General features: G+C 64.0%; 16 protein-coding genes. 1 reads left to right on the plus strand and 15 read right to left on the minus strand.

Annotation, left to right across the window (positions count from 1 at the left end; genetic code table 11):
* Positions 1-5: 5 nt before the first annotated feature.
* From ACRANW_RS09320 to ACRANW_RS09340, 5 genes are read right to left on the minus strand one after another with little or no spacing between them, the layout of a single operon-like run.
* A complete protein-coding gene (locus ACRANW_RS09320; protein ID WP_479431524.1) occupies positions 6-1,274 on the minus strand; it encodes a NupC/NupG family nucleoside CNT transporter in 1,269 nt (422 codons plus the stop codon).
* Between the two features lie 15 nt (positions 1,275-1,289).
* On the minus strand, positions 1,290-4,325 hold the full coding sequence (locus ACRANW_RS09325) for a TonB-dependent receptor domain-containing protein (protein ID WP_479431525.1): 3,036 nt from the start codon (positions 4,323-4,325) through the stop codon (positions 1,290-1,292).
* Between the two features lie 16 nt (positions 4,326-4,341).
* Entirely contained in the window at positions 4,342-5,037 is a 696-nt protein-coding gene (locus tag ACRANW_RS09330) for a DUF3047 domain-containing protein (RefSeq protein ID WP_479431526.1), read from the minus strand.
* Positions 5,034-7,163: an FAD-dependent oxidoreductase gene (locus ACRANW_RS09335; protein WP_479431527.1), complete on the minus strand. Its 2,130-nt coding sequence runs from the start codon at positions 7,161-7,163 to the stop codon at positions 5,034-5,036. The genes ACRANW_RS09330 and ACRANW_RS09335 overlap by 4 nt, the downstream gene beginning before the upstream one ends.
* A complete protein-coding gene (locus ACRANW_RS09340; protein WP_479431528.1) occupies positions 7,160-7,612 on the minus strand; it encodes a hypothetical protein in 453 nt (150 codons plus the stop codon). Before ACRANW_RS09340 ends, ACRANW_RS09335 begins: the two co-directional genes overlap by 4 nt.
* 437 nt (positions 7,613-8,049) lie before the next feature.
* On the opposite strand from ACRANW_RS09340, the gene msrA reads away from it, so the two are divergent.
* Positions 8,050-8,649: a peptide-methionine (S)-S-oxide reductase MsrA gene (msrA, locus tag ACRANW_RS09345; RefSeq protein ID WP_479431529.1), complete on the plus strand. Its 600-nt coding sequence runs from the start codon at positions 8,050-8,052 to the stop codon at positions 8,647-8,649.
* A 15-nt stretch (positions 8,650-8,664) separates the two neighbouring features.
* Here the strand turns inward: msrA and ACRANW_RS09350 are convergent, their stop codons facing one another.
* The 10 genes from ACRANW_RS09350 to ACRANW_RS09395 all read right to left on the minus strand — a co-directional run bounded on the left by ACRANW_RS09350 (position 8,665) and on the right by ACRANW_RS09395 (position 18,004).
* Complete coding sequence (locus tag ACRANW_RS09350; RefSeq protein WP_479431530.1) at positions 8,665-9,696, minus strand: NAD(P)/FAD-dependent oxidoreductase; 1,032 nt, start codon at positions 9,694-9,696, stop codon at positions 8,665-8,667.
* Between the two features lie 415 nt (positions 9,697-10,111).
* A complete protein-coding gene (locus ACRANW_RS09355) occupies positions 10,112-10,897 on the minus strand; it encodes an LPD7 domain-containing protein (protein ID WP_479431531.1) in 786 nt (261 codons plus the stop codon).
* Entirely contained in the window at positions 10,890-12,725 is a 1,836-nt protein-coding gene (locus ACRANW_RS09360; protein WP_479431532.1) for a type IV secretory system conjugative DNA transfer family protein, read from the minus strand. The genes ACRANW_RS09355 and ACRANW_RS09360 overlap by 8 nt, the downstream gene beginning before the upstream one ends.
* Positions 12,697-13,707, minus strand: a complete 1,011-nt coding sequence (gene virB11 / locus ACRANW_RS09365; RefSeq protein WP_479431533.1) for a P-type DNA transfer ATPase VirB11 — start codon at positions 13,705-13,707, stop codon at positions 12,697-12,699. The genes ACRANW_RS09360 and virB11 overlap by 29 nt, the downstream gene beginning before the upstream one ends.
* Positions 13,707-14,882, minus strand: a complete 1,176-nt coding sequence (virB10, locus tag ACRANW_RS09370) for a type IV secretion system protein VirB10 (protein WP_479431534.1) — start codon at positions 14,880-14,882, stop codon at positions 13,707-13,709. The genes virB11 and virB10 overlap by 1 nt, the downstream gene beginning before the upstream one ends.
* Positions 14,882-15,751 (minus strand): P-type conjugative transfer protein VirB9, encoded by an 870-nt coding sequence (virB9, locus tag ACRANW_RS09375; RefSeq protein WP_479431535.1) that lies wholly within the window; start codon positions 15,749-15,751, stop codon positions 14,882-14,884. Before virB9 ends, virB10 begins: the two co-directional genes overlap by 1 nt.
* Positions 15,748-16,434 carry a VirB8 family type IV secretion system protein gene (locus tag ACRANW_RS09380; protein WP_479431536.1) on the minus strand — a complete coding sequence of 229 codons (687 nt, stop codon included), beginning with the start codon at positions 16,432-16,434 and terminating at the stop codon, positions 15,748-15,750. The genes virB9 and ACRANW_RS09380 overlap by 4 nt, the downstream gene beginning before the upstream one ends.
* A 5-nt stretch (positions 16,435-16,439) precedes the next feature.
* Positions 16,440-16,787, minus strand: coding sequence for a hypothetical protein (locus ACRANW_RS09385; protein ID WP_479431537.1), 348 nt, complete (start codon positions 16,785-16,787; stop codon positions 16,440-16,442).
* A 4-nt stretch (positions 16,788-16,791) separates the two neighbouring features.
* Positions 16,792-17,781: a TrbL/VirB6 family protein gene (locus ACRANW_RS09390; RefSeq protein ID WP_479431538.1), complete on the minus strand. Its 990-nt coding sequence runs from the start codon at positions 17,779-17,781 to the stop codon at positions 16,792-16,794.
* Positions 17,782-17,809: 28 nt separating this feature from the next.
* Complete coding sequence (locus tag ACRANW_RS09395) at positions 17,810-18,004, minus strand: hypothetical protein (RefSeq protein ID WP_479431539.1); 195 nt, start codon at positions 18,002-18,004, stop codon at positions 17,810-17,812.
* Positions 18,005-18,047 lie beyond the last annotated feature (43 nt).

The raw sequence follows: 18,047 nt of genomic DNA on the forward strand, positions 1-18,047 counted from the left end.
CGGCCTCAGAACGTGACCAGGCCGATGACCGCGCCGGTCATCGCGGTCGCGCAATTCCCGGCGACCCAGCTCTTCATCCCCAGCGCGGCGACTTCGGCGCGACGCGACGGGGCCAGCTTGCCGATGGTGGACACGAGCAGCCCGATGCTCGCCAGATTGGCGAAGCCGCACAGCGCATAGGTGACGATCAACTGGCTCCGCGGGTTGAACACTCCCGCCGGCAACGCCGCCAGTTCGAGATAGGCGACATATTCGTTGAATATCGCCTTGGTGCCCATCAGCGCGCCCGCCTGCGGCGCCTGATCCCAGGGCACGCCCAGCGTCCACATCAGCGGCGCGAACAGCCAGCCGAACACGCGCCGCACGGTGATCGGCGCGCCGTCGATGACGGGTAGGGCGATCAGCATCTGATCGACCAGCGCGACCAGCGCGAAGATGACGATGATGACGCCGATCACCGCCAGAAACAACTGCACGCCGTCCATCGTCCCGCGGACGATCGCGTCGATGCTGCTATCATATTTCAGCGCGGGTTGGTCGTCGTCGTCGTCGGTCCCTGTTTCGCCTTTACCGGGGATCATCAGTCGGGCGATCAGCAGGGCGGCGGGCAGCGAGATGATCGAGGCGGAGATCAGATGCCCGGTTGCATCCGGCACCACGCGCGACAGCGTGGAAGCATAGAGCACCAGCACCGCGCCCGATACCGTGGCCATCGCCAGCACCATGATCGCGAACAATTCGTTGCGGCTCATCCGCTCGAAATAGGCGCGCACCACCAGCGGGCTTTCGACCACCCCCAGGAAAAGATTGGCACCGGCACCAAGGCCGACGACGCCGCTGACGCCAAGGCTGCGCTGGAGCAGCCACGAGAGGCCGCGCACGATGCGAGAGAGGATACCCCAGTGCCATAGCAGCGCCGATAGCGCGGAAAACACGATGATCAGCGGCAGGATCTGAAACGCGATGATAACCGGCGCTGCCTGGCCGGGGGCAAGCGCGAAGGGCAAAGGTGCGCCGCCGGTATAGCCGAACATGTAGCTGGACCCGACCAAAGTCGCCTTTTCGATCGCGCTGACCGCCCCATTGGCGAGGGTTACGACGTTCCAGACCAGCGGCACGCGCACCAACAGCAGGGCAAGGCCGAGCTGGAGCAGCAGCGCCGCGCCGATCCAGCGCCAGGACGGCCGCCCGGCGCGGTCCTCCGACAGTCCCCACGCCAGCAGCAGCAGCAAGGTGATGCCGATCAGCCCTTGGAATTGCTGGATGATCGCCAACCCGGCCCCTTTCGATCAGAATTTGAACGCCGCGCCGAACTGGAATTGCCGCGGCGGGCCGGCATTGCGCTGGATGAAGGGCGCGCCGCCCCCGAACTGGACCTGGTTCGAGGTCGTCGCCGCGTTGGCGAAACCCGATTCGTTGTTGGTGTTGAAGACATTGAAGACATCGGCGGAAAGCTCAACCCGGCCGAACGCGGCCGGCAGCGCGTAACGCACGCCGAGATCGACGCTCGCCGACCAGTCGAGCCGCCCCGAATTGCGCGATGCGCCGGGGTAGCGATCGGAATTGCCGACGAAGTTTTCGCCGAACGACTGGCCGTCGCCGTTCAGATCCTGCGTGCCGAATATGCTTGCGTCAGGGACGAAATTGATCGGCTGGCCCGACTGGAACAGCCCGGCGGCGGTGAAGGTGAAGCCGTCGAACGGATAGAGATAGCCGACCGCCGAGATCACATGCCGCCGGTCGTTCGCCGACGGCCCAAGGTCGTCGGCGAAATTATTGGCGTCGGATGCGCGGAAATTGATGTCGTCGGTATCGTTGGTGAGCTTCGACAACGTGTAGACCAGGGTGAAGGCGTAATCGTCCGCTCCGCGCGCCTTCTCAGCGCGGAAATTGAGCGCGCGGTAGAGCGCCCGACCTTCGGTTTCCGAAACGGTGATCTGACGCCCGCCACCGGGGACCAGCGCGACCGGGCGGGTGGCGTCGGCATCGGCCTGGCTACGGACCAGCCCCAGACTTCTGGCCAGGGCAAAACGCGCCGTATTGTCGAGCTGGGCGCGCAGCAACGCGATGTTGGCATCGGTCAGCGCGGCGGCATTGGGGGTGAACGGCGCGGGTGCGTTGAGATCGCGCAGCCGCACCAGATTGCGCGATCGGCTGTAGATCGCATCGACCCCGAACGTGATCGCATCGGTCAGCTGATACTGATAGCCCGCGCTCATTTGCAGGCTGTACGGATTGTCATAGCCCTCCGGGTTCAGGATCCGCACTTCGTTGATCGTTGCGGTGTCGCGCAGCCCCTGGACCGCCTCTGGCGAAGGACAGGCGCTGGCGGTCGCGCAGGCCACCGACACGGCCAGATTGCCGTCAAAGGTAAGCGGTGCGAGCGGCACCCCCGCGCGGATGACCCCGAGCGACTGCAACCGGTCGAGCTGACCCAGCAGCGCGGGCGCGGTAGTGTTGCGCTGCAAGGCGTCGGAGATCACCGAATAGAGCAGCTTGCCGTGGAAAATCCCGGCCCCGAACCGGATCGAGGACCGCGCATCGGGGCGGAAATTGACCGCCAGCCGCGGCGCGACATTGTCGTAATCGCCACCGCCGCCGCCCTGCGCGGTCAGCGAATCATAATCCCACCGTAGGCCAAGCGTCGCGGTCAGCGTCGGCGACAGCCGCCACTCGTCCTCGACATAGAATGCAAGCTGGTTCTGGTCCCGACCGAAGGTGGCGGGGCGCAGCTCGACCGCATAGTCGATGACCTGCGGGTTCAGCCCCAGCACGTCGTCCGCCGAAAGTTCGAGGCCGCGCCCCAGCCCGTTGAGCGTGGCGAGCTGCGCCGGGGTCAGCGCGACCGTGAAATTGCCGTCGGGATTTCCGCCGCCCGCCAGCGCGAACCGCGAATGCAGCAGATCGGTGCCGATGCTGATCCGGTGATCGCCGAACCGGCGCTGAACGCGGTGAACGGTCTGCCAGCTTTCCTCGAGATCGTCGAACACGAAGCCGGGATGGCCGACGACGCCGACGGTCAGCCCGGTCTGGTCGCGGATCGCAACCTGTGGTCCCGGCCCGCCGCGCGCTTCGCCATAATCCCAGCGGAACCGGCTGAACTGGAGGCTGCCGTCATAGCTCCAGTCTGCCCCGGCATAGCTGAGCGAACCGGCGATGAGAGTGGAGAAGCGGTCCTGGTCCGATCCCGCCGAGGGGAAGGTGACGTTGCCGCCGCCCAGCCCGCCTCCGGGCCGGTCGATCGTCACTCGGCCGACATTGGCGCGCAGCGTCGCGGTCCAGTCGTCCGACAAGCGGTGATCGAGCCGCAGCGAACCGAGGACGAACTGGTTGTTGCCGGTCACGTTCTCGACCACGCCTAGCGCCGGCGCATCGACGATCTGGACGTTGCGATCGCGCGTATATTCGAAGTTCGTGTAGAAGAAGGTGCGATCGGTGACGATCGGCCCGCCGATCGCGCCGCCCGCCTGGTAGCGCTCAAAACTCTCGCCCACCGAATTGCCGCTGAGATCGCGGCGGGGAAAGGCCGATGTGGCGTCGAACGGCCGACCGGGCCGGATCAGGGCATAGGCCTCGCCGCGCCAGTCGTTCGAACCCGATGGGGTGGTGTAGTTGACCAGGCCGTTGGGCGTGCGCCCGTACAGCACCGAATAGCTGTTGGCGATCACCGTGACTTCGCGGGTGAAGCCCAGCGGCACCGGGAATTTGGGGCCGCCCAGGAAGTTCTCGTTATTGTCGAGGCCGTCGATCAGATAATTGGTGTCGAGCCCGTTCGCTCCGTTGATCGAGATGGCGGGCGATTCGGGAAAGAATCCGGTCGATGGCACGACGTTGGGCAGCCGCACCAGCGCGCCGATGACATCGCGGCCCTCCACTGGCAGATCGCGAAGTTCGCGCTCGCTCAACGAGCCCGAAATCTCGGCGTTGACGGTGTTGATGCCGGTCACCGCGCGGCGGCCGGTGACGATGATCGTCGCGCTGTCGGCAGGGGCAAGCCGCAGCGTGACCGAACGGGTGAAGTTGGAGCGCAACTGCACCGGGGCTGATTCGGCCGCTGCGAAGGCAGCCGATCCGGCGAAGGCGACGACATAGCTGCCGCCGGTCGGTAGCGGTTCGAGCCGGAACTGCCCCCGCGCATCGGTGCGGACGCCGCGCAGGATCGCGTGTTCGGCGTTGCGGATCGTCACCTCGGCATCCGCCACCGGGGCACCGGTGGCGGCATCCACTACCGCCACCTGGATGCCGGCCTGCTGGGCCATCGCCGGCGCGCTGAGCGTGATCGCCAGCACTGCAGCGGCGGCGCAGAATTCCCCCCGGTAACTCACTATCGCATCATCCCGGTCAAAATGTGCAAGGCTTGTCGCGCGCCACGAAATGCAGATCGGCGAAGGCTCCGCGGGCGCTCGAGCCGGTGTTGTCGGTACCGACCGCGACCGCGAGCTGGATCGGCTTGCCCGGCACATTTGCGAAAGCGCGGGCGAAATCGGCGGCGACGTCGGCGCGCTCGGTCACCCAGCGACCCGCCCGGTCCGCGCCGGTCTCGGCGACGATCAGGTGGGCGCGATCGGTATAGGCGCTGCGCACCCTTGTGCCGACCGGGTTGCGATTGTCCCAGACATAGTTGATCGCCGCATCGGGCACCGCCGAACCGAACAATCGGCGCGCGATGCCCAGCTTGAACCGCGTCCCCCCGCTCATTGCGTCGTCGGGAATATCGAAGGCGACATAGACGCGCGCGGCATAATCATCGCCTTTCTTGGTGCGCAGGTCGGCGGCGGCCACGGGTGTGTCGATCCGCCACCGCCAGCACAGAATCGGCGTGGCGTCGGTATCGACGGCCAGCGGGCGCGCCAGCAGCGCCATGCTCTTGTCGGCAATGCCCTCGATCGCGGTAACGCCGTCGATCCGACCGATGCGGTAGCGCGTCGGCGGCACTTTCTTGCCGATGCGGACGACGCGCCACGGCGCGGGCGGCGGTCCTTCGGCCTGAAACTGGCCGACCGATGCCTGAGCGACGATGAACAGCGCGAGGATCATGTCCGCATCCAGTCATGATAGCGTTCGACCAGGCGCAGCAAGCGTTCGGGCTTGTGCGCTTTCTTCCATTCGCGGGCGGCGTATTTATTGGCCTCTGCCATCGTCGGATACGCCTTGATCGTGCCGAGGATCTTGTTGAGGCCGATGCCGTGCTTCATCGCCAGCACGAACTCAGCGATCATCTCGCCGGCATTATGCGCGACGATGGTGGCGCCCAGGATGCGATCCTTGCCGGGCTGGATCAGCAGCTTCACGAACCCGGCATTGGTCCCTTCGGCGACGGCGCGGTCGAGATGGCCGAGATCGTAGCGGACGATTTCATAGGCGACCTCCGCTTCCTTTGCCGACTGCTCGTTATGGCCGACATGCGCGACTTCGGGGTCGGTGAAGGTCACCCAGGGCAGCACCGAATAATCCGCGCGGAACTTGCGAAACCGGCCGAACAGCGCGTTGACTGCCGCAAACCACGCCTGATGCGCCGCGAAATGAGTGAACTGATACGGCCCGGCGACGTCGCCGACCGCGAAGATATTTGGAAAGCGCGTGCGCAGGAAATCATCGATCGTCACGGTTTTTCCGGTCTCGATGCCGAGTGCCTCCAGGCCATAACCCTCCAGTCGCGCCTTGCGACCGACCGCGACGATCAGTTCGTCAAAGGCGATGATGCTGCCGTCACTCAGGATCAGCGTCTTGCCCTCGACCCGCGCGGCCTGGCTGCCCCGGCGCAGATCGACGCCGTCGGCACGCAGCGCATCTGCGACGAAGGCGGAGACCTCGGCGTCCTCGCGCGGCAGGATGCAGTCGCCGCCCTCGACCTGAACCACCTTGCTGCCAAGCCGCGCGAAGGCCTGCGAAAGTTCAATGCCGATCGGTCCGCCGCCGATCACGACCAGCCGATCGGGCACGGTTTCGCGGTCGCCGAGCGCATCCCAAAGCGTATCGCTGGTCAGATAGCCGCTGTCCACGATGCCGGGAATATCGGGCACGGCGGGTTCGCCGCCAGCCGCGATGACGATCGCGCGCGCGGTCAGTCGTTCGCCGCCATCGATCGTCACCGTCCACGGATCGACGATGGTGGCATGGCCCCGGCGGACATCGACGCCGAGTTCGGCATAGCGTTCGACGCTATCGGCGGGTTCGATGATCCGGATCGCCTCACGCACCCGCGCCATGATTTGGGCGAAGGGAACGGGGGTGTCGGTCGGGGTCAGGCCATACGCATCGGCGGTGCGCATTTCGTGCGCGAGGCGCGCGGACCGGATCAGGGCCTTGGACGGGACGCAGCCGGTGTTCAGGCAATCGCCGCCCATCCTGGCCTTTTCGATCAGCGTCACCTTGGCCTTGACCGTCGCGGCGATATAGGCGGTGACGAGACCGCCTGCGCCCGCGCCGATGACGATCAGGTTGCGGTCGAACCGCTTGGGCCGGCTCCATCCGGCATAGACTTTGCGCTGCTTCCACGCGTCGATCGCCCATTTGGCGATCAGCGGGAAGATGCCGAGCAGGACGAACGATCCGATCAGCGCAGGCGACACTATGTCGCCGGTCGATTCGATCGCGGCGAGCTGGGTGCCCGCATTCACATAGACGATGGTGCCCGCCAGCATCCCGATCTGGCTGACGACGAAATACGGGGCAAGTCGCATCCCCGTCAGCCCCATGACGAGGTTGACGAGGAAGAACGGAAAAACCGGAATCAGCCGCAGCGTCAGCAGATAGAAATTGCCGTCCTTCTCGACGCCGGCATCAACCGATCGCGCCGCCTTTGGAAAACTGCCCTTCACCCAGTCGCGCAGCAAATACCGCGCCGACAGGAACGCCAGCGTCGCGCCGATCGCAGAGGCAAACGAGACGATGACCGTCCCGACCAGCAGCCCGAACACCGCGCCCGCCGCCAGCGTCATGATCGCCGCCCCCGGCAGCGAGAACGCCGTCACCGCGACATAGACGAGGAAGAATCCGCCGATCACCAGCAATGGCTCGCGAGCGAGCAGCCCCGCCAGCGCCGCCTGCTGGTCCTTGAGATATTCAAGCGTCAGGAAGCGGCCAAGATCGAACCAGAAGAAGGCGGCGATGCCGGCGGCAATGAATAGCAGCAGCGCGATCTTCCCGCCTTTGCCCTTCATCGCGGGGCACCACCGCGGCCAAGCCGCCGGTCGAGCGACCAGCGGTCTTCATCACGGAACGCGATCAGCACGACAGTTGCCGCGGCCACTACGATCGATGGGAAGAACAGGATCTGGCTGTCTTCGCGCGACATTAGCCAGACGCCCATCGGATCGAGCAGATAGCGCCAGATGATAAGGGCGCCGGGCACCAGGATCAGCGCCTGGAGCAAATAGGTGATACGGCGAAACAGCCCGAGCACGACGAGCAGCCCTAGCGCAATTTCGGCGGCACCAAAGGCGACCTGAAACGCCTGCATGTTGAGCAGACCGGAATAATATTTGTCGGCAAGGCCCGGTCCGGTGTTCGGAGAGACAAGCCGCAAGGCCCCCCACAACACCAGCAATAAACCGGTGCCGGCGCGCAGCGCGAGAAGAGAGCCGGCCTTGAGTGCCCCGCCTTCGTTCATCGTCAAACCCCCTTTGTTGCGATATGGTCAGGCCGACAATCGCCCGCCGAATGATCGTGATAGTCCAGTGCGCAGAATTACCCAGTGACGACCGCGCAAAAGATACGGCTGGAGCGGCCAATCGGACGAGTCCGTGGAGCCGGCGCATGATGGCCGTCCGCACCCCGCCGCACACCGGCAACACCTGCAAAGGCCGACAGGGTGGCCAATCGAACGCTGGGCATGCTCTTCCCCTCTTCAATATCCGGTTCGCGCCGCACCGTAAAAAGTTACACCGTCCATGTCGGGCATTGCCGGCCTCGGCCGGGCGCCACGCATCCTTCCCATCTGCAATCCTGTAACCTTGCAGCGCGTTATGGCGAATGGAATGACCAGCCGGCATCCATGCATGGTGGCATGGCGATGACATTTCCTTTGGAGGACGAAAATTGATGCGGATGCCATCGATATTGCTTGCCGTGGCGGGCATCGCTGCCTGTTCCGCGGCGACGCCCGATCAGGCACCGGCGCAGACCCCAAAGGAGAAACAGGCCATCGCCGTGGTTGCGACCGGCTGTTTCTGGTGCACCGAATCCGATTTCGACAAGGTGCCGGGCGTGCTTGCGACGACATCGGGCTATATCGGCGGCAAGACCGCCAACCCGACCTATGAGCAGGTATCGGCGGGCGGCACGGGCCATATCGAGGCGGTGCGCGTAATCTATGATCCGTCGCGCGTGACCTATGCGACGCTCGCCCGGCACGCCCTGCGCACCTCCGACCCGACCGATGGCGGCGGCCAGTTTTGTGACCGCGGCGACCAATATCGTCCGGCGATCTTCGTCGGCAATCAGGGCGAGCGTAAAGCCGCGCTGGCGGCTAAGGCCGAAGCGGCCAGGGTGATCGGCAAGCCGGTCGCGACCGAAATCTTGCCACGCACCCGCTTTTATTCGGCGGAGGACTATCACCAGAATTACTACAGCAAGAACCCGATCCGGTATCGATATTATCGGCTGTCCTGCGGCAGGGATGCCCGCATCGAGGAAATATGGGGCTGATACCGGCGCTGCCCGTCATTGGAACCGGCGCACGAATGAAAAGTCCAAGTACCTTTTTAGGCGCAACATCGCGCGCCCCCGCCAAGCCAGCGGCCCCCAAGTCGCAAAGCCGGTGCCGTCGCCAAGGTCCATGATCGCCAGCCAGCGACGTTGCGGGCGATAGGGCTGAAGCGGCAGCCCGCGCGCGACCGCAGCAAGATTGCGGGCGAGCACCGGTGCCTGACGAACGCCGAAAACGCCCTGGCGCGGCAATGCGCGCGGCTGAAAGTCCGCGCAGTCCCCCACTGCGAAGATCGCCGGATCGACCGTCGATCGCAGCGTTGCGGTTACAACGGCCCCAGCATCGCAACGCGTTGCTAGCTTTGCCTCCTCGATCAGGGCGGGTGCGCGGAGGCCCGTCGCGGCGATCGTTACATCGTGAACAGGTAGCGGTTCCCCATTAGGATGCATGATCAGGCCACGCCGCTGAAGACGGGCCAGAAGCGAATGCCACCCCCGCGCATCGTCCGCGCTGCGCGCAACCAGCGTGACGCGCGGCTGGGTGCCGATCCGTTCCGCAAGCCCCAGCAGAGCCGCCGCGACCTCGATCCCGCTCGGACCGGCGCCGATGATCACGACGCGCGGAAATTCGCGTGCCGATTCGATCCTGGCGCGTAGTGCGGTCAGCCCGGCGAGCGGTTTGACAGGGCAAACATGGCTTCCGGTAACATGCGCCCCGACCACGCTGCCGATGTTGAGCGACAGAAGGTCGAAGCCATGTCGGCTGCCATCCGCCAGCGTCACGACCTGCTCGGCACGGTCGATTGCCGTCGCCATGCCCTCGACAAAGGCCAGCCCACGCCTGCTTGCCAGGCTTGCGGCATCGATCCGGTTCGCATCCGGCGGCAGGGCGCCCGAAAGCACGCCTGTCGCCAGCCCCGAATAGTCGAACCACCGCGGCGCGATCAGCAGCGGATCGATCCCCGCCCCGCGCAACGCCTCCAGCCGCCCGGTAAGAAGCAGATGCGCATGGCCCGCACCGAGAAGGATCAACCGCTTGCTCACCATGCCCTACTCATGCTGTTGTCGCGAGCAGCTTATAGACGCGCTCACCGAAGGATTGAGCCTGCTTTCGGGCGCGGCGCACAATCGCCGGGACGACCGGCTTTAGGGCTTGCGCGCTCGAAAGTTTCCGACCCAAATTCGAGCTTCGTGGCGAGTAGTCAGCAGGATGAGGAACGGCGGGTTTTGGGAAACGCACAGGCCACCGCCAACGACCGGCTTTAGGGCGCTTTGCTGTCAGGCAAATGTCAGCGTTCCGAGTGGCTGGTTCCGGCGTAAGCGGACATTCCCACTAGCGCGTTGGAACGGCGTGAGTTGGTCGGAAGCAGTCACACGTAAATTCCAACCGCGGATATTCCGATGATTGCTCAATGCTGACACATTTTGGCGGGTTTATATGTGTTCAAATCATCTGCCCGTGTCAGCGCGCTCTCCCCTCGCGGCTCATTGCCTGATGCTGTGTGACTTCCCGGACGCGTTGCGCTTGCTGGTTGCGCACCTGTATCGTTGCGATCTTGTCGCCATTGGCAATGCGGCGCGCGACCTCCTGCTTTCTGGTCTCGACTTCCTTCGACGCCTTGGTGGGATTTTTGGGGTATTTCGCACGCGTGATCGAAATGGTTTGGGCGACAAGGCTTTGGGCGCGGCGCAGTTCGGGATCGCGGGCATTTTGCTCGTGTGTCTGACTCAGGAACCGTTCCGACAGGGCTTTGAGCGTGATTGTCTTTTCGGTCGGCTGGGGTGATTTGCCCGTCGTGCTTTTGGCTTCGCGGCGCTTCTCGCGTTCGGTGATCCGTGCTTGCAAGCGGTCAGCATCGGCCAGGACCACTTTCGACGGCGTATAATTCTCTACGGTTAGCCCCTGAGCGGCGGCAGCGAGATAGGCTGCCTTTTTGAACGTGTCGCCGCCGTTGATCCGGATCGACGTCCAGCCATTGGCTTTGGCGATCCGCACGATGTCAGGAAGCGCGTCGATATTGCTCGTCTTCAGCCGATCGGGCTCGAGCCGGACAATCGGCTTGGTCTCGTCTGAGTTTCGATAGAGCTTGTTGCCGACGCGCAGGAATTTGCCGGTAAGGTCGTCGGTGAGAGTCGGTGTTTCCGCTTTGCGCTTCGGCTTGGCCGTTTCGGTCTTCGGTTTGTCCGCCTTCGGCGATGCCGTGCGGCTGCTTCCCGAAGGTGCGGTCCCTTCGTGTTTCTCAGCCATGTTCGTCACCTTCCTCGATAAGTCCGCAGACATTGCCCCCGCGATCCAGCGTCAGCATGTCGGCGAAGAAACTCGGGCAGTCCTCGGTCAGAATATCGTCCTGCGACATCGGCCGGGTTTCATGTCCGGAAGCCTCTTCGTCGGTCATGTCGCGGAACGCAGGGACGGGTTCGGCATTGAGCGCCGGTTTGGCGATGGATTTCACCGTCGGGGGTGGAAAGGCACGCGCCTTGAAGAAGCGGTTGCTGAAATAGGCAATCTTGGTGCCGATTATCGGTGCAATGCCGCCGCGCAGCAGGATCAGCTTGTCGGGTGGAAACTGCATCAGTTCCTGCGGCAACAGCAGCGCGCGGCGCTGCTCGGAGATCGATTTCGAGCGGTTGGCGAGCAACCCGTTGATCGTCAGCGACTTGGTGATGCTCGCCTGCCCGACATAGCCCAGCCGCTCAGAAAGGTCGTTGGCGACGCGCAGTTCCTTGGGCGTGAAGGCGACTTCCACTCCGCAATTGGCGACGATTTCATCGGCGACATGCTCGCCGTAAACGCCGCGCAGTTGCGAGCGTGACTGGATCACAGGGAGCAGGCGGATGCCGTAGCCCGCGACATAGGAAAAGGCGCTGGCGATGACCGAGGCGCGGCCGAGCCGGGCAAATTCATCGAGAATGACCAGCACCGGCACAGCGGTGTTCTCACAGGGCAATGCGCGTACATTGAGGTCGATGAGCTGCTGAAACAGTAGATTGTAGAGCGGCGCGATCCGGTCGAGTTCGTCGGGCGAGACACCGAGATAGATCGACATGGGGCGCGATCGAAGCTGGCGAAGATCGAAGTCGCTGGTGGCCGTCGCAGCATCGACCAGCGGATTGAGCCAGAGGCCTAGGACGTTGGTGATCGTCTTCTTGATGTCGGCAAAGCTGTTGTCGGATCCACCGGCAAAGTCGGCGAGCGCCGTCCGGCACGGTATCGACAAGTTCAGGCGAGTATTGGCGAGTTCCTTCTTGAAGAAGGTTCGCGCATCGCCGTCGGTCAGATACCGATAGATCGCGCCCATTGTCAGCGGTTCGTTGCTCGTTTCGGCGAGCCACGCGCCGACACCAGCAAAGCCGGTGCGCGCGCCGTTCGCCCAAAAGGCTTCGCCGTGGTCGGGCGCGACGAACAGCATCGTCGCGATCTTCTGCAATTCGATGATCACATCGTCGGTGTCGCTGCGGTCGATGTAAGCGAGCGGGTTGTAGCGCGCGGTGCGCCCGTCGCGGTCGGTCGGGTTGAACAGATAGACTGCCTGTCCGTAGTGCGCGCGGAACCCTGCGCTCGCATCGTAATTTTCCCGCTTTACGTCGAGAACCACAACCGATCCCGCCCAGGTCAGCAGATTGGGAATGACGATGCCGACGCCTTTGCCCGAGCGTGTCGGAGCTTCGACCATAACATGCTCGCTCCCGCCAAAGGTCAGAAACCGAACGCGCTTGCGGCCAAGCACGATTCCGTCCCGTGCGCGGAAGCCGTGGCGCTTGATCTCGCGCTCATTGGCGAAGCGCGCGGCCCCATGCAGCGGCGCGGCGCGCGCCCATAGGGCATAGATCAGGACACCGAGGAGCAGGCCGCCGGCGATCAATCCGCCTGCCATCGCGCGGATGACTTGCGGGTCACCGCGATAATACCAGATGAACGCTGGCATTTTGATCGGGTCATAGGCCGCGACGGGCAGGCCGAGAACCAGCCAGCCGATCATGCTGGCAATGGCGAGCGCGATCAGCGCCCCGAGCGGGATGCCGATCAGCAATCTCGCCGCGCCGCCCTCAGACGGCGTGCCTGCCCTCTGGGTCATAATAGATCTCCGTCACGCGAAATTCGCCGCCTTCTTTCTTGGTTTGCACCACGACATCGACGAGCATCTTGAGCAGCGCGCGAATGTCATCGCGCGCGAGGTCGGAGCCGCCTTCGCTTTCCTTCACCAGCAGAGTCAGTTGCTCGAACGCCAGTTCGGCGGAATCGGCGTGGATGGTGGTGATTGAACCGGGATGGCCGGAATTGACGTTGCGCAGATAGAAGAACGCCGTCCCGTCGCGCAGTTCCTGGAGCAGGATGCGATCGGGGCGCATCCTGAGCGCGCTTTCGAGCAGATGCTTGGCGGTGACATTGGCGGTGCCTTGGCCGTCCTTGGCGTAGAGCATGTGGACGACGTTCTTTTGAGCGACCACCAGTTCGCGCGTGTCCTCGATCGTCAGCAAGCGTTCTTCGGGCGGGATGAGGTGGATCAAACCTTTCGACAGCGTGGTTTTGCCTGAACCGGTCGCGCCTGAAATCAGGATATTGAGCCGCGCCTTGACCGCGCGGTCGAAGAATTCGACGTGGCGACCGGCGCGGAGCAGCGCGAGCAATTCAAGCTCCTGAGCGCTGACCTGTTTCTCGGCAATCCGTGTATCTCGGAACAAGCCCGCCGCTTCGAAATCGGCGAGCGTCATCGTCACCGACGATGGTTTGCGCACGGTGATCGAGACGGTTTCATCCGGCACGACAGGCGGCACGACGATCTGCACGCGCTCGCCGGTCGGGAAGATCGTCGAGACAATAGGATTTTCGCGGGTGACGTCCTGGCTTGTGAACGCGGCAGCGGCGGTCGCCAATGCCATCAGCGTCTTGAAATCGAGCGACGGCTCGCTCTCCCATGTCCAGCACCCGCGCCGTTCGATGCCGACCTCTTTCGGCACGTTGATGACGAGTTCGGTGACGGTCGCGTCATCGAGATATCTGCGTAACGGCGCTGTCACGCTGTCGAGAACCGCCGTATTTTTGCCGGGCGCGGCCATTATTTCAGCGCAAGACCGTAGACAGTCGAGAAGTCGAAATCCTGCGCGACGGTGATACCGACATCCTCGCCCTGGTTCTTTCGCAGCACCGGCCTGATTTGTGAATTCTGCTGCAAAATCGTTGAAGCCGCATCCGACGGGACGCGGGTGGAGTTGGGGGCAGTGTTCCCAATCGCTTGCGCGCCGACCGTTGCGGCATCTTCGACAAGGCTGAACAGCAGCGCCGTGCCAAACCGCTGCCAGAAGAAGTTGTCGACGCGGCCATCCACCCCGCTGCGTCCGAGTGCATCGGTTGCCGGTGACCCGACATCGATGGCGATCCCGCGCGGGGTGACCGCGCGAGTCCACAGCACGAACAGCCGGTATTGGCCGCGATTGAGGCCGCCCTGATATTCGCCGACGATCTTGGTGCCCTTTTCCATCAGGACGACACGGCCATTGTCCGAGTAGACATTACGCGGGACGATGCAGCTCACATAGCCGGGCTGGCTTGAGTCCATTGCCGATTGCAGCACGCACGGGATGAAGCTGCCTGCCGTGATCAGGAAATTGCGGTCGGGCAGCGGGCGCGCCTGCGTCTGACCGATCACCGAACCACGCCGCAGCGTATCGAGCGTGGTCGGCTCTCGTGTGGCAGGTGTCGCGGTGCGACCTAGACCGTCCGCATCGCCATAAAGCGCGCTAGCGAGTCCGTTTCCGCGCTCGCCGCCATAAGCGATCAGTGACGACCGGCGCGCCGCTTCGCGCAGCGCCTCGGCTTGTGAAGGTTGGCGGGGCTGCGTCGCGCCAGCAGGCGGCGGTGCCGCCGTGCCTTGCGGGCCGATTGCGGGGACCGTTGGCCCGCCCAGCGGTATCGGGGCATTGGGATCGGTCGCCGCACCGGCGAGCGTCGGTGCGATCACTGTGTTCGGGTCATATTTCGCGGGTTCGAGCGCGGGCTTGGGCTTGACTGGCGGCAGGTCGGCATTGCCGGTTAGACTCGTTCCGAGCGCGAGCACTGTAAACATCACCGCGCCAGCGGCGGCGGCAAAGCCGATCATCTTTTTGGGGTCCATCGTCGTGCCGGGCATCGACGGCATCTTGCTGGCGCGTTCGGTGGCGGGGGCGCGGTCGATTTCGTCGGGATCGGGCGTCTGATCGACGGCTGCTCGCGGTGGCGGTGTGGCCTCGGCCATTATTTTCTCTCCCCGTCAGCGGGACTCGCGGTGCGTTCGACGATGCTCGACGCGGTGCCCGTCTTGGGATCACGTCCGTAGAAATCCCTGGCTTCGTTGAAGACGCACAGCACTTCCTTGCCGCGCCGCAGGCGAAGCTGGGCGAACACGCCGTGGATCACGACGAATTCATCGCGGACATCGAACGGGACGATGCTCTCGCTGCCATCGGGATTGATCGCGAAGAACGCTGGCAATTCGCGCTGGTTCGGGAAACGCAGCGCGGTGAACTGGCCATTGTCGGTGATTTCGGAAGGCTGGATCGCTGACGAGCCCTGCACGCTGTAGGCGAGGTTCCGCTTGCCTTCGAGAACAGCCAGATCGAGTGCCGAGCGGATCGCGCCCGATTGCAGCGCGACCGCCTGAGCGTAAGCTGCCTGCGTCGCCGCTGCCTGTGCAGCAGCCGCTTCCTCGCGTGGATAGCGGAACACGACCTTAAAGAAGGTATCGACTGCGTGCGGGCCGATCCCGCCCCGTCGCGCCGAAAGCTCGAACGTATAGGTGCGGTTGCCCGCATTCGACCGCGTGATCACGATCAGATTGGTCGCTCCGGCCAGTTCGCGCGGTTTGATGAACAGCGAGTTTTCCGCTGGAGCCACTTCCCACGACACGGTGTCGCCGAGTGCGACATGCTCGACGCGTTCGCCGGGCGAGAACACGATTTGCGTCGCCGAACGAAAAACGCCGACGACGCGATAGACCTGAACATCGCTGTAGATGACTTCGCGAATGCGGCTGTCCTGCGCGGTCGGGCGCGGCGTTTCGCTGGCGAGTGCCGGGCTGGTGGCGAACATCAGGGCGATGGCCGCAACGCGGTTGCTCTTCGTCATTGCGTCACCTCCAGATCGGCGCGGTAGCTCTGCACCTCCAGCCCGAGCGGGTTTTTGAACCGCTGCTGTTCGGTCGTCGGGGTGTCGGTGGTGTCGTAGGTAATGGTGGCAATGGCCGGGGTGTCAGTCGTGGACGTGCCGCGCTGGAGGGTCTTGGTGAAGCGCACCTGCGCGACATTTTTTGAAACGAAGGTCACCGACTTGATCGCCACGAACACCGTATCGAGGTCTGTGAAGACCGCTTGCGGCGACTTGGGATTGTCCTTGCTGTAAAATGCTGTCCAGCGCGCCTGTTCGTCGCGCGACGACATCGCCAGAACGCCTTCAAAAAACTCCTGGCGTGCCTGCGGTATCCAGCCCTCGCGATTGCGGACGTAATCGGCGAGGAAGTATTTGGTGACGGCCTCGCTGTAGGAGACTTGCCGATCGCCGGTCATGCCCGAGGTGATCTCGCTGGCACCCGTGGCCCGGTCCACCGTGATGACATAAGGGGCGACGGTCTTGAGCGGGGTCAGCGTCGCGACCGCCGCGACGCCGGTAATGGCCAGCGCGCTCGCAACGCCCGCGACCGTCCATGCCAGTCTTTTCGACCGGTTCGCCGCAATCAGCCGGTCGTGATCCCAGCTCGCGGCTTCGGCAAAATAGGCTTTGAGATCTTGCCTGTCGGTGACACCGCTCGCCATGACCTTCAGCAGCTCCGATAAGGGGTTGGCGGGGTGGCGCTGCTGATCGGCGGCACTTGAGCGGCAGGTTTGGCGCCGGGTTTCGGGGGATTGGGCGCGGGTGGCGCCTTCTCGGGGAACACATCTAAACCGTTGCGCCCTTGGGCTTGCCCTTGGCCTGGTGGTTGGCTCGCGGGCGTCGATGTGCCGGTGAGCGGATCGACGGTCGGCAGGATCGAGCCATAGGGATTGGCCGGACGCCGCTGCTTGCCGTCGCACCTGGCGAGTTTAGGCGATTTCGGGGCGGCGATCAGTGTCGCATCCGGCGCGATCAGCGCCAGCCCGACCAACATGCTCATCACTGCCTTACGCATCGCCCTATCCTTGTGTTGTGCCGCGACTGATCGATCCCGAAGTCCGCATCCGGGCGATGCCGCGTTCGATGGCGCGGCTGGTCGCCTGGGCGCCGGTCGCGCCGCGCCCGACGACGAACCCGCCTGCCGCCGCAATGGCCGACGCGAACTGGTTGGCGAGCGCGGGACCGCCACCGCCGAGCGACGCGGCGAGCATTGGAATTTGCAAGAAAAAGAAGAAGCCGAGCGCGTAGAAGGCCAGTGCCTTGATCGCGACTATGCCGATTTCGTCATTTTCGGAGATGGTGGCGATGATCGTATCGCCGGTTTGCGTCAGGAACAGCGTCAGCACGAGCGCGAACACGATCAGCATCAGATAGTTGATGCAGGCGCCCAGCCAGGCGAAGAAATAGCCGCGTGTTGACTCGAACAGCAGTGCTGCGACGAACAGAGGCCCAACCACCGCGAGCAATGCCAGCGCGAACAGGCCGAACGCGCTGATCACGAACCCGATGGCCGCACATAGCAGCGTCGCGACGATGACCATGACCACGAGGAAACCTGAAAACACCGCATAGCCAATGTCGGGCAGCGTGCCTTGGGTTTGCTGATATTCAGCCGCGATCTTGCGCATCGTGTTGGCGGTCTCGAAGCCGGTGCCAGCGAGCTTGTCGTAGAAGCCGCCAAGCCCGCCGACATCGGCCCCGCCGAGCGCGGTGGCAAACTGGCTGGGTAGTCCGCCGAGCGCAAACATGCCGATCTGCGTGCCGTAGAGCGAGGTCACGGCGAAATAAAGGAACGCGAGCTGGCAGCCGCGATAGGTATATTCGCGGAAAGGATATTGCACCGCGCCGCGCATGATCGCGTAGCCGAGCAGCGAGATGTAGATCACGATTCCGACGCGCAGCGCGGGTGCGACGATGCCGATCACCGCCGCATATTTGCCGACGATCGCCCCCAGCGCAGTGTTCAGCGCCTCGAACATCGTGGTGAAGACGTGATCGCTGAAATCCATGGCGGCGTTCAATTCCCTCGGGTTGCGTTCATCGGGCGATCTGGAGCTGCGATTTGGCGAAAGCCGCTGCCCGGCAATTGGTCGTCACGACGGCTGGCTGCGATGCGGTTGGGGCGCTCGATCCCGACCACTCGCGACAGATTTTCTGCATCGGCTCGATCTCGCCAGGGTGCGCGACGAAATATTGCCAGCTTCGCGCAGGCATGTCGGCTTGAGGTGCCATCTCTCTGCACCCCGCCACGAGCATCGTGGCCAGCATGGCGGCG

Source organism: Erythrobacter sp. 'gip.4 top 5' (assembly GCF_056495765.1).

Bases quoted from the DNA above. Each gene is read 5' to 3' on its own strand.
- ACRANW_RS09355 (WP_479431531.1), bottom strand. From the start codon at position 10,897: ATGGCTGAGAAACACGAAGGGACCGCACCTTCGGGAAGCAGCCGCACG.
- ACRANW_RS09340 (WP_479431528.1), bottom strand. From the start codon at position 7,612: ATGAACGAAGGCGGGGCACTCAAGGCCGGCTCTCTTCTCGCGCTGCGC.
- ACRANW_RS09385 (WP_479431537.1), bottom strand. From the start codon at position 16,787: ATGCGTAAGGCAGTGATGAGCATGTTGGTCGGGCTGGCGCTGATCGCG.
- ACRANW_RS09380 (WP_479431536.1), bottom strand. From the start codon at position 16,434: ATGGCGAGCGGTGTCACCGACAGGCAAGATCTCAAAGCCTATTTTGCC.
- msrA (WP_479431529.1), top strand. From the start codon at position 8,050: ATGCCATCGATATTGCTTGCCGTGGCGGGCATCGCTGCCTGTTCCGCG.
- virB11 (WP_479431533.1), bottom strand. From the start codon at position 13,707: ATGGCCGCGCCCGGCAAAAATACGGCGGTTCTCGACAGCGTGACAGCG.
- ACRANW_RS09390 (WP_479431538.1), bottom strand. From the start codon at position 17,781: ATGGATTTCAGCGATCACGTCTTCACCACGATGTTCGAGGCGCTGAAC.
- ACRANW_RS09330 (WP_479431526.1), bottom strand. From the start codon at position 5,037: ATGATCCTCGCGCTGTTCATCGTCGCTCAGGCATCGGTCGGCCAGTTT.
- ACRANW_RS09395 (WP_479431539.1), bottom strand. From the start codon at position 18,004: ATGGCACCTCAAGCCGACATGCCTGCGCGAAGCTGGCAATATTTCGTC.
- virB10 (WP_479431534.1), bottom strand. From the start codon at position 14,882: ATGGCCGAGGCCACACCGCCACCGCGAGCAGCCGTCGATCAGACGCCC.
- ACRANW_RS09335 (WP_479431527.1), bottom strand. From the start codon at position 7,163: ATGAAGGGCAAAGGCGGGAAGATCGCGCTGCTGCTATTCATTGCCGCC.
- ACRANW_RS09350 (WP_479431530.1), bottom strand. From the start codon at position 9,696: ATGGTGAGCAAGCGGTTGATCCTTCTCGGTGCGGGCCATGCGCATCTG.
- ACRANW_RS09360 (WP_479431532.1), bottom strand. From the start codon at position 12,725: ATGACCCAGAGGGCAGGCACGCCGTCTGAGGGCGGCGCGGCGAGATTG.
- virB9 (WP_479431535.1), bottom strand. From the start codon at position 15,751: ATGACGAAGAGCAACCGCGTTGCGGCCATCGCCCTGATGTTCGCCACC.